14 protein-coding genes are annotated in these 15,262 nt (G+C 70.8%); 6 read left to right on the top strand and 8 right to left on the bottom strand.

Annotated elements, in window-relative coordinates; all coding sequences use genetic code 11:
* Positions 1–11 precede the first annotated feature (11 nt).
* The 7 genes from hcaB to ACH4EW_RS23990 all read right to left on the bottom strand — a co-directional run bounded on the left by hcaB (position 12) and on the right by ACH4EW_RS23990 (position 6,363).
* Positions 12–884, bottom strand: coding sequence for a 3-(cis-5,6-dihydroxycyclohexa-1,3-dien-1-yl)propanoate dehydrogenase (hcaB, locus tag ACH4EW_RS24020; protein ID WP_398260077.1), 873 nt, complete (start codon positions 882–884; stop codon positions 12–14).
* Positions 885–887: 3 nt separating this feature from the next.
* Complete coding sequence (locus ACH4EW_RS24015) at positions 888–1,763, bottom strand: alpha/beta fold hydrolase (RefSeq protein ID WP_398260075.1); 876 nt, start codon at positions 1,761–1,763, stop codon at positions 888–890.
* A 101-nt stretch (positions 1,764–1,864) separates the two neighbouring features.
* Positions 1,865–2,428 (bottom strand): 3-phenylpropionate/cinnamic acid dioxygenase subunit beta, encoded by a 564-nt coding sequence (locus ACH4EW_RS24010; protein WP_398260073.1) that lies wholly within the window; start codon positions 2,426–2,428, stop codon positions 1,865–1,867.
* Positions 2,429–2,565: 137 nt separating this feature from the next.
* Positions 2,566–3,780 carry an NAD(P)/FAD-dependent oxidoreductase gene (locus ACH4EW_RS24005; protein WP_398260071.1) on the bottom strand — a complete coding sequence of 405 codons (1,215 nt, stop codon included), beginning with the start codon at positions 3,778–3,780 and terminating at the stop codon, positions 2,566–2,568.
* Positions 3,777–4,142, bottom strand: a complete 366-nt coding sequence (locus ACH4EW_RS24000; protein ID WP_398260069.1) for a bifunctional 3-phenylpropionate/cinnamic acid dioxygenase ferredoxin subunit — start codon at positions 4,140–4,142, stop codon at positions 3,777–3,779. Before ACH4EW_RS24000 ends, ACH4EW_RS24005 begins: the two co-directional genes overlap by 4 nt.
* Complete coding sequence (locus ACH4EW_RS23995) at positions 4,139–5,446, bottom strand: aromatic ring-hydroxylating dioxygenase subunit alpha (RefSeq protein ID WP_398260067.1); 1,308 nt, start codon at positions 5,444–5,446, stop codon at positions 4,139–4,141. The genes ACH4EW_RS24000 and ACH4EW_RS23995 overlap by 4 nt, the downstream gene beginning before the upstream one ends.
* A complete protein-coding gene (locus tag ACH4EW_RS23990) occupies positions 5,443–6,363 on the bottom strand; it encodes a VOC family protein (protein WP_398260065.1) in 921 nt (306 codons plus the stop codon). Before ACH4EW_RS23990 ends, ACH4EW_RS23995 begins: the two co-directional genes overlap by 4 nt.
* A gap of 305 nt (positions 6,364–6,668) precedes the next feature.
* Between ACH4EW_RS23990 and ACH4EW_RS23985 the strand changes: the two genes are divergently transcribed.
* Both ACH4EW_RS23985 and ACH4EW_RS23980 read left to right on the top strand, forming a co-directional pair.
* Complete coding sequence (locus ACH4EW_RS23985; RefSeq protein ID WP_398260063.1) at positions 6,669–7,637, top strand: zinc-binding dehydrogenase; 969 nt, start codon at positions 6,669–6,671, stop codon at positions 7,635–7,637.
* Between the two features lie 186 nt (positions 7,638–7,823).
* The gene (locus ACH4EW_RS23980) at positions 7,824–8,675 is read left to right on the top strand and encodes an IclR family transcriptional regulator (RefSeq protein ID WP_398260061.1); all 852 of its coding nucleotides are present in this window, start codon (positions 7,824–7,826) and stop codon (positions 8,673–8,675) included.
* Positions 8,676–8,771: 96 nt separating this feature from the next.
* On the opposite strand, the gene ACH4EW_RS23975 is transcribed toward ACH4EW_RS23980, so the two are convergent.
* On the bottom strand, positions 8,772–9,380 hold the full coding sequence (locus ACH4EW_RS23975; RefSeq protein ID WP_398260059.1) for a helix-turn-helix domain-containing protein: 609 nt from the start codon (positions 9,378–9,380) through the stop codon (positions 8,772–8,774).
* 196 nt (positions 9,381–9,576) lie between these two features.
* Here ACH4EW_RS23975 and ACH4EW_RS23970 point away from each other — a divergent pair, with 196 nt between their 5' ends.
* The 4 genes from ACH4EW_RS23970 to pepN all read left to right on the top strand — a co-directional run bounded on the left by ACH4EW_RS23970 (position 9,577) and on the right by pepN (position 15,224).
* Positions 9,577–10,392: a 2-keto-4-pentenoate hydratase gene (locus ACH4EW_RS23970; protein ID WP_398260057.1), complete on the top strand. Its 816-nt coding sequence runs from the start codon at positions 9,577–9,579 to the stop codon at positions 10,390–10,392.
* A complete protein-coding gene (locus tag ACH4EW_RS23965; RefSeq protein ID WP_398260055.1) occupies positions 10,389–11,357 on the top strand; it encodes an acetaldehyde dehydrogenase (acetylating) in 969 nt (322 codons plus the stop codon). Before ACH4EW_RS23970 ends, ACH4EW_RS23965 begins: the two co-directional genes overlap by 4 nt.
* Positions 11,354–12,436 (top strand): 4-hydroxy-2-oxovalerate aldolase, encoded by a 1,083-nt coding sequence (gene dmpG / locus ACH4EW_RS23960; protein WP_398260053.1) that lies wholly within the window; start codon positions 11,354–11,356, stop codon positions 12,434–12,436. The genes ACH4EW_RS23965 and dmpG overlap by 4 nt, the downstream gene beginning before the upstream one ends.
* A 283-nt stretch (positions 12,437–12,719) precedes the next feature.
* Complete coding sequence (gene pepN / locus ACH4EW_RS23955) at positions 12,720–15,224, top strand: aminopeptidase N (RefSeq protein WP_398260051.1); 2,505 nt, start codon at positions 12,720–12,722, stop codon at positions 15,222–15,224.
* The last annotated feature ends 38 nt before the right edge of the window (positions 15,225–15,262 follow it).

The following is a 15,262-nucleotide window of genomic DNA, read 5'->3' as shown; positions in this document are numbered from 1 at the left end:
CGGAGCTCGGCTCAGAGGTCGGTGCCACCGGCCGCGCTGCGGAATCCGCGAACGGCGATACCGCCGTCGACGGGCACCACGGCACCGGTGATGTTGCCGCTGTTGCGGCGGGAAGCCAGCAGGACGTAGGTCCCGGTGAAGTCCTCCGGCTCCACGCTCGCCTCGTACAGCGGCACCTGCGGACGGGCGCCGGCGGCCTCGGCGCGGGCGAACGAGTCCTCGATCCTGCGCTCCTCCAGCCCCAGGCTCTCCGGACCGCGCAGCTGGGTGCGCATACCGCCGCAGGCGACGCCATTGACCCGGACCTTGGGGGCGAGTTCATAGGCGAACTCGCGGACCAGGCCGAGACAGGCGTGCTTGCTCGCGGTGTAGACCGGGCCCCCGCCGTTGGTATGGAAGGAGGAATTGGAGAGCGTCATGATGATGCTGCCTCTGGTCCTGACCAGCTCCCGCCAGGCCGCTTCCACGGCGAGCAGATAGCCCTTGACATTGACGGAGAAGATCTCGTCGAACGCCTCGGCCAGCTCCCCGCCCGAGAGCCGGGTGAGGCTGCGGTGGTAGTCCCAGATCCCGGCATTGGGCACCAGGACGTCCAGCCTGCCGAACCGCTCGACGGCCCCCGCGACCGCTCCGTGCAGATCCTCTGTCGAGCGTACGTCACCGGTGACGGTCAGTACGCGGTCCGCGTGCCCGCCCGCGGCCTCGACCAGGGCCGCGAGCTGCGCGGCGTCCCGGTCCAGGACGACGACCGACGCGCCTTCGGCGAGGTAGCGCAGCGTGATGGCGCGGCCCAGGCCGCTCGCGCCACCCGTGATCAGCGCGACGTCTCCGTCGAGCCAGCCCGCGGTCGGGGCGGTCGCGGTGTTCGGTACGGACTCGGCCATGACTCAGCGCTCCTGGAGGAAGTCGGTGACGAGACGCTCGAACTCGGCCTGCCGCTCCAGCTGCACCCAGTGGCCGCAGCCGCCGAAGACATGAAGCTGGACATCTCGGATCTGCTTGAGCATGAGCTGCGCGCCGTCCAGGGTTATGGTCCGGTCGTCGCGGCCCCACAACAGCAGGGTCGGGGCCTTGATCCGGTGTACGTCGCGCCAGAGCGGGTCCATGCCGTGCCGCTTGCCGAACGCCGCGTTGTAGCGGTGGTAGAACTCGATGTGGCTCGGGTCCAGAGATGCCTCGTAGCGGGCCTGGACGGTGTCCTCCCACCGCTTGGGCTCGGCCGTCATGACGCGGACGAAGTCCCGCATCTTCTTCACCGTCGGGCCTTCGCCGTTGTAATACCGGAACATCGCCTTCTGCCCCTCGGTGGGGGTGGGGCCGAAGGGCAGCCAACCGCCGCCGGGTGCCATCAGCACCAGCTTCTCGACCCGCTCGGGGGCCGCGAGGGCGAGGGCGATCGCGGCTGCGCCGCCGAGGCTGTTGCCCAGCAGATGGAAGCTCTCGATGCCGAGGGCGTCCAGGGCCTGCAGGACGGCGTCGACGGTGATCTCGGTGATGGAACGGGCGTCGAGATCGTTCTCGGTCGGGCGGTAGCTGCCGCCGAAGCCCGGCTGGTCGGGCAGGACGACCCGGTGGTGCGGGGCGAGCGCGGCAAGGTTGTGCCGGTAGTTGGCCAGGCCGTCGGCCCCCGGTCCGCCGCCGTGCAGCATCACGAGCACCGGGCCTTCGCCCGCCTCGCTGACCGAGATCGGGCCCAGCGAAGTCTGAACGGTGTGGGTGACGATCTCGGGCTGTGCGGCGTCGTTGTCGCGGGCAGAGGTCACGGGGAACTCCAGGGGGTGCGGGGGATTTCGGTGTACGGGGGCGGAGGATCGGGCGCGCCTGTCGGAGCCGGGCGCCGATGTGTCAGCGAGGCGCCGATGTGTCAGAGGAAGGTGCTGATGTTCTTGGCGAGCAGCACGTTCTGGTCGAGCAGGATGTGGCGGCGCACAACCTTCAACGAACCGTCCGCGGCCCGGCGCAGCAGGTCGGTGCGTCCACCCGCGTACAGATCGACCTCGCGTTCCAGCCGGTTGCGGTAGACCAGGAAGGCGGACTCGGCGATGTACGTGCCGTCCTCGTCGCCGGGGCGCACCGCCACGTTGGTGACCAGGTGCCGGGTGCGCGACGGCGGGTCCTCGGACCAGGCCATGCCGGAGTCGAAGCGCCGGATGCGCCAGGCGAGGCTGTCCTTCGTCTCGTCGAAGATCGCCACCTCGCCCGGGGTGCCGTCGGCGAGCGACTGCTGGCGGCGCAGCCGGTTGGTGCGTACGGGCGCCCAGTAGTGCAGGTCGTCGGCGAGCAGTTCCAGCCAGTCGGCGTACCGGTGCTGGTCGAGCAGATGGGCTTCGAGGGTGTAGAAGCGCTGTACCTCGAAGTGGAGCAGCAGATCGTCCAGGGCCGGCCCGCCCGCGGGGGCGGCGGCGGATTCCGTGGTGTGGATGCTCATGGATCCTCCTTGCGTGCCGCGCTGTGTCGGCCATCCCATCGCACGGCGGCGGGTGCGGGGAGCGGGTGTGCCGGTGGGCGGCACACACCATGACGGGGCCGGGGGAGAAGGGCGCAGGGGTACGGGGCGGGGCCGGTTCAGCCGCGCAGCAGGGCGCGCAGCTCGGTGGCCGGGTCGGCGAGCCGGTCCGCGGAGACGGGCACCGCACGGGCGATCAGCCGCTGGGCGGCCTTGATGTCCTTGGGCCGGTCGATCGCGGCGGCCGCGATCACCACCGATCCGCGCAGCCCGAGCACCGTGAAGGAACCCGAGGCGACATCACCCCGTACGACCGTCTCCTCGGCGTCGGCCATCGAACCGACCCCTTCCAGCCGGCTGCCGTACCGGTCGGACCAGAACCACGAGGCGCCCCGGTCGGGCGGGGCCGCTCCGAGCAGTCCGGCGGCGGCGGCCCGGCCGCCGCTCTGGGCGGCATCCCAGTGTTCGTGCCGCACCGGGTCACCGTCCCGCCGGGCGACGTCCCCGATCGCGTACACCCGCGGGTGCGAGGTGCGCTGCGCCGCGTCGACGACGATGCCGTTGTCGACGGTGAGCCCCGCGGCCTCGGCCAGCGCGGTCGCCGGGCGGATGCCGATGCCGACGACCACGGTGTCGGCGGTGACGGGCTCGGGGCGCCCGCCCACGGTGACGGTGACCTCCTCGGCGCCGGGCGCGCGGTCGATGCGCTCCACACCGCCGGTGATGACTTCGATGCCCTCGGCGCGGTGCCGCTTGTGCAGTGCCCCGGCGACGTCCGGGCCGACGACGGCGGTCAGCGGCACCGGCACCGGGTCGATCAAGGTGACGGAGCAGCCCAGCGCGGTGGCGACCGCCGCGGTCTCGGCGCCGATGAGCCCGGCCCCGATGACGGCGATCCTGGCGCCCGGCATGAGCCGGGCCCGCAGCCGCTGCGCCTCCTCCCAGGTGCGCAGGGTGTGCACGGCCGGGTCTTCGGCACCGGGTACCGGGAGGGTTCGGGCGGTGCCGCCGGTGGCCAGCACGATGCGGTCGGCGGTCAGTTCCGTTCCGTCGGCCAGTTCCAGCACGCCCTCGTCGGGGCGCAGGGCGGTGACGACGGCGCCCGTCCGGAGTTCGACGCGCTGTTTCTCGTACCAGTCGGCCGGTCGCAGGGCGATGCCGTGCTGTGCGGTCACGGCACCGGTCAGGACGTCCTTGCTCAGCGGAGGACGGTCGTAGGGCAGCCCGTCCTCGCCGCTCAGCAGGACGATCTCGCCGTCGAAGCCGCCGCCGCGCAGGGCGTCGCAGGCCGACACGGCGGAGATCCCGGCGCCGACCACGGCGATCCTCGTCATGACGTCGGCTCCTGGCCGGGGTGCAGCCAGATCGCGCCGTCGACGACCTCGACCCGGTGGGTCCGGGCCGCGAGGGTGGCGGGCATGCACTGCGGCTCACCGGACCTGAGGCAGAAGCGGGCGCTGTGCAGGGGGCACTCGACCTCACCGTTCTCGATCCAGCCGTCGGCGAGGGACGCCTGGCCGTGCGAGCAGGTGTCGTCGAGGGCGTAGTACTTCCCGTCGTCGTGGAAGACGGAGATGGCGTCGTGGTGCCCGGTCCGTTCGGCGGGCACCCGGAGGGCTTCGCCCTCCTCGATGCCGCCGGCATCGGCGACGAGTACGGCGGTGTGAGCGGTGTCGGTGGTTTCGGCGGTGGTCATCGTTCGTCAGCTGCCTTCTCGTGCCAGGCGGGGGTGTTCATCAGGTCGCGCCAGCGGGTGTAGAAGCCTCGCGCGGCCCCGTCGGAGTACAGGTGTCCGGTGGTACCGGGGTGGACGCCGTCCTCGGCGCTCATACCGATGCCCATCTGGTAGTTGAGGGTCATGCCGCCGGCCATGAAACCGTGCGCGGTGGCCTGGCACTCGCTCCAGTTCTCGCCGTCGTCCTGCTCGAAGATGCCGGTCGGCCCGAAGGTGCGCAGGTTGTACAGGCGCTGGGCGTTCTTGACCTCGTCGGGCATCGACTTGTCGACGACGGTCCAGGCCCAGACCTCCATCTTGTCCGGCCCCTTCGGGTGCCAGACCCGGATGCTGCCGTTGACCGGCAGATACGAGAAGTTGGGGAAGATGTTGGCGTGCCCGGTCGTCATCGGACCCTCGGCACGGGCGTCGCCCAGGCGCTCGCGCAGCCGGTCGTAGTCGTAGTACTGGTGCACCACCCGGTCGTCGAAACGGCTCTTGGGGTGGGTCGGGAAGCCGGCACCGTGACCGTTCGGGTCGGTGTACTGGCGTCCCGGGGTCTGGGCGATCCCGGCCTTGGGGCCCTTGCCGCTGGGCGACATGACCATCAGCGCGGAGGCGTGCGAGATGTTCACGTGGTACCAGTCGGAGGAGAACTGCTCGGCGGCGAGCTTCCAGTTGCCCTCCAGGACCCACTTGTGGACACCGCCGACGACCTCCGTGCCCTCCGGGTCACGGTCCAGCATGGCGTCCATGTACCAGGTCATCCCGCCGAGCGCCTCGGTGAGCGCGGGGGCGTCCGGATTCCAGGTCGCGAAGACCAGCCCCCGGTACGTGTCCAGCTGGGCGACCTCCGTCAGACCCCAGCGGTTCTCGTCGAAGCTCTCCGGATATCCCTCGCGGTTGGGGACGTTGATCAGTTTGCCGGAGGTGTCGTACGCCCAGCCGTGGTAGCTGCACGTGAACGCCTTGGTCGCGCCGGCGTCCGCCCGGCAGACCCGCATGCCGCGGTGACGGCAGGCGTTGAGGAAGGCGCGGATCCGCCGGTCCTTGTCCATGGTCACGATGACCGGGTCCTCGCCCATGTACGTGGTGAAGAAGTCGCCCGGCTTGCGGAACTGCGAGGCGTGGGCGAGGAAGAGCCAGCTCGGTGCGAAGACGCGGCGCAGCTCCTGCTGGTAGAGGGCGCTGTCGCCGAAGATCCCGCGGTCGACGAGACCGTTGTCGATGTCGAAGTACTCGGTGACGTCGACCGCCGGGGCGGGGGTGCGGTGGAGGTGGCTCATGCCTTCGTTCCTTCCTGGCCGGCCGGGGTGGCGGGGCGCGCCGTACGGTGGTGCCCCCACAGGCTGGTGCCGTCGACCCGGGTCGCGGTCCAGGGGTCGTCGACGGTGATGGCGCCGTACCCGTACTCCACTTCGAAGCCGGACGGTGTGACCGCGTAGAAGGACAGCATCCGGTCGTTGCTGTGCCGTCCGATCGTCAGGGCCAGCGGCGCCGCACCGTCCAGGCAGCGGTCGTACGCGTACCCGACCGTGTCCAGTGCGTCGGCCTCCAGCATGAAGTGGAAGAGCTCGCCCGGCTCCACGTCCTTGCGCGGCTTGCGTTCGGGATCGATGACCAGCCCGGCGAACGCCAGCGAGTGGTGGCGGGGGTTGGTGTGCAGGAACGCGATCCGCTTGCGGCCGAGGTCGCAGAAGTCGGAGAGCCGGAAGCCGAGCAGCTCGGTGTAGAACCGCAGTGTCGCCGCGTAGTCCTCGACGGAGAACACCACGTGGCCCAGGCCCTGTTCACCCGTGACGAAGCGGGCGCCGGTCGGTGAGACGAACGGAGTGGTCGCGGTGCGGGCACCGTAGAAGATCTCCACGCGTACGCCGTTGGGGTCCTCGATGTGGAAGAGCCCCAGAACGTCCCGCTCGCGGAGCGTCTGCTCGTCCGCATAGTTGACATCGACGCCGGCCGCCGTCAACTCGTCGGCTGCCGCGGCGAGTTCGGCGGGTCCCGGAACTTCCCAGCCGACGTAGCCGAACTCCTCGCAGTCGGCCTCGTGCAGGGCGATCCGCCAGGCGCGGTCGTCGGCGCGCAGCCGCAGCCCGTCCTCGGTGGTCTGCGCCGACAGGCCGAGCACATCCTCGGCGAAGGTACGCCACTCGTTGACGCGCCGGGTTCGGAGTCCGAAGTATCCCAGTCCGCTGAGTTGCATGACGGGCCGTCCCTTCAGGTGTGTTCGGGGAGTACGGGTGAGGGCCGGACGGCTCGGCGGTCCGTTCGGGCATTTCACAGCAGACCGCCTCGGGACCGGGTAATGCCACGTGCTGTGCCGCCCTGTGGAACACGCCCGCGTCACGTTCCGACGCGATGCTTCCGGTCTGCGGAACCGTGGATACGGGGCGGCTTCGGTGTGCCGCGTCATGGCACAGCCACTTGCCCCGAAGGGCCGCAGCCGCAGACCGTGACCGCCGTGCGCTGTCGCACGCCGTCTCGTACCCCCTCACGCCCGGAGGACCGATGCTCGCCGCCGTCGCCGTACGCCAGGACCCCGCCGACCCGCTGAGCGGGCTCGAACTGCGCGAGGTGCCCGCGCCGGTGGCACCGCCCGGCTGGACCGTGGTCAAGGTCGTCGCGGCGGCGCTGAACCACCACGACATCTGGACGCTGCGCGGTGTCGGTCACCCCGCCGAACGGCTGCCGATGGTGCTGGGCTGCGACGCGGCGGGGTACGACGAGGACGGCAACGAGGTCGTGATCCACCCGGTGATCGGCGATCCGCGGGCGGGCGGAGGCGACGAGACCCTCGACCCCGGACGGGCGCTGCTGTCGGAGCGGCACGACGGGGCATTCGCCGAACTGCTGTGCGTGCCGCGCCGCAACCTCATCCCCAAGCCGGCGTCGCTGTCCTTCGCCCAGGCCGCATGTCTGCCGGTCGCCTGGCTGACGGCGTACCGGATGCTGTTCACCCAGGCCCGGATACGGCCGGGTGACCGGGTGCTGGTGCAGGGCGCGGGCGGCGGGGTGGCCTCGGCGGCGATCACCCTGGCCCGCGCCGCCGGGGCCAGGGTGATCGCGACCAGCCGGTCGGAACACAAGCGCACGGCAGCCCTGGAGATGGGCGCGCACCTGGCGTTGGCGACGGGGGAGAGGCTGCCGGAGAAGGTCGACGTGGTCGTGGAGACCGTCGGGGAGGCAACCTGGCCGCATTCGCTGCGGTCGCTGCGTCCGGGCGGCACGGTCGTGGTCGCCGGGGCGACCAGCGGGGCCAATCCGCCGGCCGACCTGAACCGGATCTTCTACCTCCAGCAGCGGGTGCTGGGCTCCACGGGCGGAACCCGTCAGGAGTTCGTCTCGCTGCTGCGGTTCATGGAGAGCGCCGGGATACGGCCCCGGATCGACCGGGAGATCCCGCTGTCCGCCATCCATGACGGCTTCCGGGCCGTGATCGCCGGCGAGGTCACCGGGAAGGTGATCGTCAAGCCGTGACGTCCGGGTCTCGGACTTGGCGCATCGGGGCATGCCGGTCACGGTGGCTCGTACGGCCCGACTGTGATGTACGAGGCACCGAGATTTCGGTTTTGCCCGGGCTTGACTGTTCACACACGCGCGACGGTCCTCTACGGTGGACGCACGTCCACTGAAGTGGTCGCCCAGGAATGCGCGGAGGCGAACATGCTCGACCGTACCCCGATCACCGATGACACCGGCCCGACGGGGGCGGACACCTCCCGTGAGCAGCAGACCGCCGTGGACAAGGCACTCACCCTGCTGATGTCGCTGGCCGAGGAGGACCGCGAGGTCGGCGTCAGCGAACTCGCCCGCCGCACCCGGCTGACCAAGTCGACCGCGTTCCGGCTGCTCGGCATTCTTCAGCGCAACGACGTCGTCGAGCGAGTGGGCAGCAGCTACCGGCTGGGACCCCAGCTCTTCGACATCGGCCGCCGCGTCTACGGCCCGACCCCGCTGATGCTTCAGGAACGGCTGCTGCCCTTCCTCACCGAGCTGTACGTCCTCACCCAGGAGACCGTGCACCTGGCCGTGCTGCACCGCACGGACGTCATGTACGTCAACAAGCTGCACGGCCACCGCCGCGCCCGTACGCCCACCCGGATCGGCTCGCGGATGCCCGCCTCCTGCACCGCCGTCGGCAAGGCACTGCTCGCCTTCGACCACGACGCGGCCGAGCAGGCCATCGCCGGCGGACTGCCCGCACCGATGGAGAACTCGGTGACCGATCCGGAGGACTTCCGGGCCGAACTGGCCCGCATCCGCCGTGAAGGGATCGCCTACGACCGGGAGGAGATCCTGCCCGGCGTCTCCTGCGTCGCGGTTCCTGTCATGGGGGCCGGAGGGCGTCCCGTGGCCGCCGTCTCCGTCTCCGGTGCGACAGGACGTTTCGAACCCGCACGCGTCGCGCCCGAACTGCGCCGGGTCGCGTTCGAGGCCGCCAGGGAACTCGGAGCCTCGACGCGCCTGCGGGCCCGCAGGAAGCCCGGGACGAGCCAGGAATCGGCCGCCGCCTGAACTGTCCCCCCGCTCCGAGCCCATGCGGCCTGCCCGGCGGATACGGCAGGCCGCCACGGGCCCGGGCGATACGCCGGGAGGGACTCGGGCGGTGTCTCAGGAGGGCGGGGTGCCCCTCTCGGCTCCGTGCGTGCCGCCCCGCGCACCGCCGCCGGTGCCCGGCTGGACGCGGGGCACACTGACCACGATGTGCACCAGGCTCTCCTCCTCGAGGGCGGCGTAAAGATGCGGACGGTCGCCGGGGAACCGGACGAAATCGCCCGCACCCAGCTCCACCGGGCCGTCCTCGGGGCCGACCCTGACCCGCCCGCTGATCACATACAGATGCTCCAGCGTGCCCGCCGGATGCGGCCCGGAACGACCCGTGCCGCGAACGCGCAGGACGTAGTTCTCGATGACACCCGAACCGTAGACATGGTCCAGACTGCGGCTCTCGTACCCCTCGTGCTGCTGCCAGACGGCCTCGTCACCCGGGCGTACCGTCATGACCTGCTCGCGTTCCGCCACCAACCGCGTCACCGGCACGCCAAGAGCCAACGCCACCGCGAACAGCGTCTCGACAGTGGGGTTGCCCGTGCCCTGCTCGACCTTGGACAGATTCTGCTTCGACAGACCGGCCTGCCGGGCGAGTTCGGCCAGCGAAAGCCCACGCTGCTCCCTGAGAACGCGAAGGTTCCGCGCGACCACGTCGTTTCCTCTTGACACCGCACCACCATAGACCCGCCGGCAAATGGGGGAAGCGGCGTCGCATTTCACCGACGCTGTTCCATGTCGCGGAACGACCCTTGGCGCGGGCGCCGCCGGGGCGTCTATACCGGAGTCCCGGCGGCACATGCGCCGCGCCGCCGACCGTTCTCGCTCGCCCCTTCCTCTCCTTCTCCTCTCACCCGGAGGTACCCCCGTGACCGCCGCACCGTTCGCCGCCGTCACCGATGCGGCCGAGGCTCTGACCGAGGCCGCGCAGTCCGGCATCCCCTGTCCGCCCGTACGCGATCTCTTCGCCGTCGGGGACGTGGCCTCCGCGTACGCCGTGCAGCGCCGCACCATCGAGTCGCGCCTCACCGGCGACCGCCGCATCGTGGGCCGCAAGATCGGCCTGACCTCGCCGGCCGTCCAGCGCCAGCTCGGCGTCGACCGGCCGGACTTCGGCGCACTCCTGTCCGACATGGCCGTTCCCGACGGCGGGACCGTGCCCGCGGACCGGCTCCTCCAGCCCAAGGTGGAGGCCGAGGTGGCACTGGTGCTGGGCGCCGATCTCCCGCACCCGCAGACGACGGTCGCCGACGTGATCCGCGCGGTCGACTTCGCCCTGCCCGCCCTGGAGATCGTCGACAGCCGGATCGCCGACTGGGACATCAGCCTCGTCGACACCATCGCCGACAACGCCTCCTCCGGGCTGTTCGTCCTCGGAGGCACTCCCGTGCCGTTGACCGCCGTGGATCTGCGCGGGGTCCGGATGACGATGACCCGCGCCGGCGAGAAGGTCTCCGAGGGCAGCGGCTCGGACTGCCTCGACGGCCCGCTGAACGCCGCCGTCTGGCTGGCCTCCACACTCGCCGAGATGGGGGACCCGCTGCGAGCCGGAGACATCGTCCTCACCGGAGCCCTCGGCCCGATGGCCACCGCGGCGCCGGGTGACACCTTCGAGGCCCGGATCACGGGCCTCGGTTCCGTACGGGTCGGCTTCGCCGCCCCCGAGCAGGGAGACCTGAGTTGAGCAGCGCAGTTTCGGACGGCGGCCGCACCAAGGTCGCGGTGATCGGCTCCGGGAACATCGGCACCGACCTCATGATCAAGGTCCTACGGCTCTCGGACCGCCTGGAGATGGCGGCCATGGTCGGCATCGACCCGGAGTCCGACGGCCTCGCGCGCGCCCGCCGCCTGAAGGTCGCCACCACCCACGAAGGCGTCGACGGCCTGCTGAAGATGGACGAGTTCGCCGAGGTCCACATCGTCTTCGACGCCACCTCCGCGGGCGCGCACCGCTACAACGACCAGGTGCTCCGCGCCGCCGGACGCACCGTCGTCGACCTCACCCCGGCCGCGATCGGCCCCTACGTCGTTCCCCCGGTCAACCTGGGCGAACACCTCGGCGCCGGCAACGTCAACATGGTGACCTGCGGCGGACAGGCCACAATCCCCGTGGTCGCCGCCATCAACGCCGTCACCCCGGTCCACTACGGCGAGATCGTCGCCTCCATCTCGTCCCGCTCCGCCGGACCCGGCACCCGGGCCAACATCGACGAATTCACCGAGACCACCTCCTCGGCCATCGAGAAGGTCGGCGGCGCCACCCGTGGCAAGGCGATCATCGTCCTCAACCCGGCCGAACCGCCGCTCATCATGCGCGACACCGTGTACTGCCTGGTCGGTGAGTGCGACGACACCGCCGTGACCGCCTCCGTCGAGGAGATGGCCGCCCGCGTCCAGGCATACGTACCCGGCTACCGCCTCAAGCAGAAAGTCCAGTTCGATCGGGTCGCCGCCGACGACCCGCTGCGCGGGCTGCTGCCCGCACGCGCCGGAAAGGAAGCCGTGAAGGTCTCCGTCTTCCTCGAAGTCGAGGGCGCCGCCCACTACTTGCCCGCCTACGCCGGCAATCTCGACATCATGACCTCGGCCGCTCTGCGCACCGCGGAGCACATGGCCGCTCACCGCTCCAGCGAGGTGGCACCCCGATGACCGACCAGACCACCACCGCGGCCACCGCCGGACAGCCCCGCCCCCGCGGCCCGTTGTACATCCAGGACGTGACCCTGCGCGACGGCATGCACGCGGTCAGGCACCGCTACAGCATCGAGCAGGCCCGAACCATCGCGACCGCCCTGGACAACGCCGGGGTCGGCGCCATCGAGATCGCCCACGGCGACGGCCTGTCCGGCTCCTCCATCACATACGGTGTCGGCGCGCACACCGACTGGGAATGGATCGAAGCCGTCGCCGACGCCGCGAAGCACGCCGTACCCACCACCCTGCTGCTGCCGGGCATCGGCACCCTGCACGACCTCCGGCAGGCACACGCACTCGGCATCCGCTCGGTGCGCGTGGCCACCCACTGCACCGAGGCCGACATCTCCGCACAGCACATCGCGGCCGCCCGCGAACTCGGCATGGACGTGGCAGGCTTCCTGATGATGTCCCACATGGCCGAGCCCGCCGAACTCGCCCGCCAGGCCAAGCTGATGGAGTCCTACGGCGCACAATGCGTGTACGTCACCGACTCCGGCGGCCGGCTCACCATGGACGGCGTACAGAAAAGGGTCCTCGCCTACCGCGAGGCACTGAACCCCACCACCGAACTGGGCATCCACGCCCACCACAACCTCGCGCTCGGCGTGGCCAACTCCGTCGTCGCCGTCGAGAACGGAGTCACCCGCGTCGATGCCTCCCTGGCCGGCCAGGGCGCAGGCGCGGGCAACGCCCCACTCGAGGCGTTCATCGCCGTCGCCGATCTGATGGGCTGGGAGCACGGCTGCGACCTCTTCCCACTGATGGACGCCGCCGACGACCTCGTACGTCCGCTCCAGGACCGCGAGGTCCGCGTGGACCGCGAAACCCTGACCCTCGGCTACGCGGGCGTGTACTCCAGCTTCCTGCGGCACGCCGAGAACGCGGCAAGCCGCTACGGGCTCGACACCCGAACGGTCCTGGTCGAAGCCGGCCGCCGCAAGATGGTCGGCGGCCAGGAAGACATGATCACCGACATCGCACTCGACCTCCTGAATCCGAAGACGCCGCAGGAGGCGGCACCCGGCAACTGACACCACGAGGCCGACCCGCGCGCCGTCGTCCCACGGCCGGCACCAGCCGCTCGTCCCGCCGACGGCGCGCCGGCCGGGCCGGCCCGTCGGCACAGTGGCCCCCGCGGCACGCAGGAGTGGCTGCCCGGCGCAGGCCGCCCCTCGGCCCGCGCACGGAAGCGGCCCACCCCGCTCCCACCTGCCGTAACACCGCCGACCACAGCGGCACCACCGGCGCCCAGCCCCACTCAGCCCTGCGAGAACCCTCCTGCGCCCCGCCCACCCCGTACGGCAGCATGGACGCATGTCCGTACTGACGCGCGACGAAGCGCAGACCCGAGCCCAATTCCTCGACGTACACCGGTACACGATCGACCTCGATCTGACCACAGGGGAAGAGACCTTCGACTCCCGCACCGTCATCCAGTTCACCGCAGCCGCGGCCGGAGACACATTCGTCGAGCTCAAGCCCGCCACCCTGCGCTCGATCAGCCTCGACGGACAGCCCCTCGACCCCGCCGACCTCACCGAGAACCGCTACCCGCTCACCGCACTCACCGCCGGCACACACGAACTGCGCATCGACGCCGCCATGCGCTACTCCCGCACCGGCGAAGGCATGCACCGCTTCACCGACCCGACCGACGGCGAGACGTACGTCTACACCCAACTGTTCATGGAGGACGTCCAGCGCGTCTTCGCCGCGTTCGACCAGCCCGACCTCAAGTCCGTCTTCGAACTCACCGTCACCGCTCCCGAAGGCTGGACCGTACTCGGCAACGGCATCGCCGAGCACCGGAGCGACGGCCGATGGACCCTGGCAGCCACCCCGCTGATCTCCACCTACCTCGTCGCCGTCGCCGCAGGCCCCTGGCACTCCGTGACCACCGAACACGCCGGACTGCCCTTCGGCATCCACTGCCGCCGCTCCCTGGCCCCGCACCTCGACACGGACGCCGACGAGATCCTCGACATCACCCGCGCCTGCTTCGACCGCTTCCACGAGAAATTCGACGAGCCCTACCCCTTCGACTCCTACGACCAGGCATTCGTCCCCGAATTCAACGCCGGCGCCATGGAGAACCCCGGACTCGTCACCTTCCGCGACGAGTTCATCTACCGCTCCGCCGTCACCGACACCGAACGCCAGACCCGCGGCATGGTCATCGCCCACGAAATGGCCCACATGTGGTTCGGCGACCTCGTCACCCTCGCCTGGTGGGACGACATCTGGCTCAACGAGTCCTTCGCCGAGTACATGGGCTACCAGACCCTCGCCGAAGCCACCCGCTTCACCGACACCTGGGTCGACTTCGGCGTCGCCCGCAAGGGCTGGGGCTACGACGCCGACCAGCGCCCCTCCACCCACCCCGTCGCCCCCGACCCGGCAGCCGTCCCCGACACCGCGTCCGCGATGCTCAACTTCGACGGCATCTCCTACGCCAAAGGCGCATCCGCCCTGCGCCAACTCGTCGCCTGGCTCGGCGAGAAGGACTTCCTGGCCGGCATCAACACCCACTTCGCCCGCCACAAGTTCGCCAACGCCACCCTCGCCGACTTCATCGACAACCTCGCATCGGCCACCGACCGCGACGTCCACGCCTGGGCCGACACCTGGCTCCGCACCACCGGAGTCGACACCCTCACCCCCCGGATCGACGAATCCGACGGCATGTGGTCCCTCACCATCGACCACGACGGCAGCCGCCCCCACCGCATCGCCATCGGCGCATACGACCACGCACCGGACGCCCACCCCGGCCCCGACCACCTCGTCCTGCGCGAACGCTTCGAAATCGACATCCCCCAGAACGACACGGTCAAGGCCCTGCCCGGCCGACGCCCCGCCCTCGTCGTCCTCAACGACGGCGACCTCAGCTACGCCAAAGTACGCCTCGACACCAAGTCCTGGGACACCGTCGAACGCGACCTGTCCGGCATCCCCGACGCGCTGACCCGCGCCGTCATCTGGAACACCGCCCGCGACATGGTCCGCGACGGCGACCTCGCCCCCACCACCTACCTCACAGCGGCCCGTGCACACCTCCCGCACGAAACCGACCTCGCCCTCGCCCAAGGCGTACTCGCCTTCGCAGACACCCAGATCACCGGCCGCTACCTCACCCCCGACGACCGCCCCGCCGCCCTCGCCACCCTCACCGCCCTGTGCCGCGACATCATCCGCCGCACCGAGGACGGCCACAACCCCGGCCTGCGCCTCGTCGCCGTACGCCACCTCATCGACGCCGCCACCCAGCCCGACACCATCCAGGACTGGCTCACCAACGGCACCGTCCCCGGCGGACCCGAACTCGACCCCGAACTGCGCTGGCGCATCCTCACCCGCCTCGCCGTCCTCGGCGCCACCGACGAAACCGCCATCACCGCCGAACTCGAACAGGACCCCAGCGCCACCGGACACGAAGGCGCCGCCCGCTGCCGGGCCGCCCTCCCCACCCCCGAGGCCAAGGCCGCCGCCTGGCACACCCTGTTCAACGACGACAGCCTCTCCAACTACCTCTTCACCGCCACCGCCCAAGGCTTCTGGCAACCCGAACAGACCGACCTCGTACGGGACTACGTGCCCCGCTACTACCCCGACGCGACCCGCCTCGCCGCCCGCCGCGGCCCCGCCATCGCCGAAGCCGCCGGCCGGTACGCCTTCCCCGCGTACGCCGTCGACACCGACAACCTCCACCTCGGCGAACAAGCACTGAACGACAAGACCCTCATCCCGGCCCTGCGCCGCCAGCTCATCGACCAGATCGACGACCTGCGCCGCGCCCTCGCCGTACGCAACGCCCACTGACCCTCAGAGCCTCCCGGCACCACCCGTGCCCGGCGCCA

This window comes from Streptomyces sp. NPDC018000 (assembly GCF_044328025.1).
Lineage (GTDB): Bacteria > Actinomycetota > Actinomycetes > Streptomycetales > Streptomycetaceae > Streptomyces.
This window is presented reverse-complemented; position numbering and strand designations above follow the sequence as displayed.

What these genes read in the sequence shown, in the direction of transcription:
- dmpG (WP_398260053.1), top strand. Translation starts at nt 11,354, where the DNA reads ATGACCGACCAGACCACCACCGCGGCCACCGCCGGACAGCCCCGCCCC.
- ACH4EW_RS23995 (WP_398260067.1), bottom strand. Translation starts at nt 5,446, where the DNA reads ATGAGCCACCTCCACCGCACCCCCGCCCCGGCGGTCGACGTCACCGAG.
- ACH4EW_RS23980 (WP_398260061.1), top strand. Translation starts at nt 7,824, where the DNA reads ATGCTCGACCGTACCCCGATCACCGATGACACCGGCCCGACGGGGGCG.
- ACH4EW_RS24005 (WP_398260071.1), bottom strand. Translation starts at nt 3,780, where the DNA reads ATGACGAGGATCGCCGTGGTCGGCGCCGGGATCTCCGCCGTGTCGGCC.
- ACH4EW_RS24010 (WP_398260073.1), bottom strand. Translation starts at nt 2,428, where the DNA reads ATGAGCATCCACACCACGGAATCCGCCGCCGCCCCCGCGGGCGGGCCG.
- hcaB (WP_398260077.1), bottom strand. Translation starts at nt 884, where the DNA reads ATGGCCGAGTCCGTACCGAACACCGCGACCGCCCCGACCGCGGGCTGG.
- pepN (WP_398260051.1), top strand. Translation starts at nt 12,720, where the DNA reads ATGTCCGTACTGACGCGCGACGAAGCGCAGACCCGAGCCCAATTCCTC.
- ACH4EW_RS24000 (WP_398260069.1), bottom strand. Translation starts at nt 4,142, where the DNA reads ATGACCACCGCCGAAACCACCGACACCGCTCACACCGCCGTACTCGTC.
- ACH4EW_RS23990 (WP_398260065.1), bottom strand. Translation starts at nt 6,363, where the DNA reads ATGCAACTCAGCGGACTGGGATACTTCGGACTCCGAACCCGGCGCGTC.
- ACH4EW_RS23985 (WP_398260063.1), top strand. Translation starts at nt 6,669, where the DNA reads ATGCTCGCCGCCGTCGCCGTACGCCAGGACCCCGCCGACCCGCTGAGC.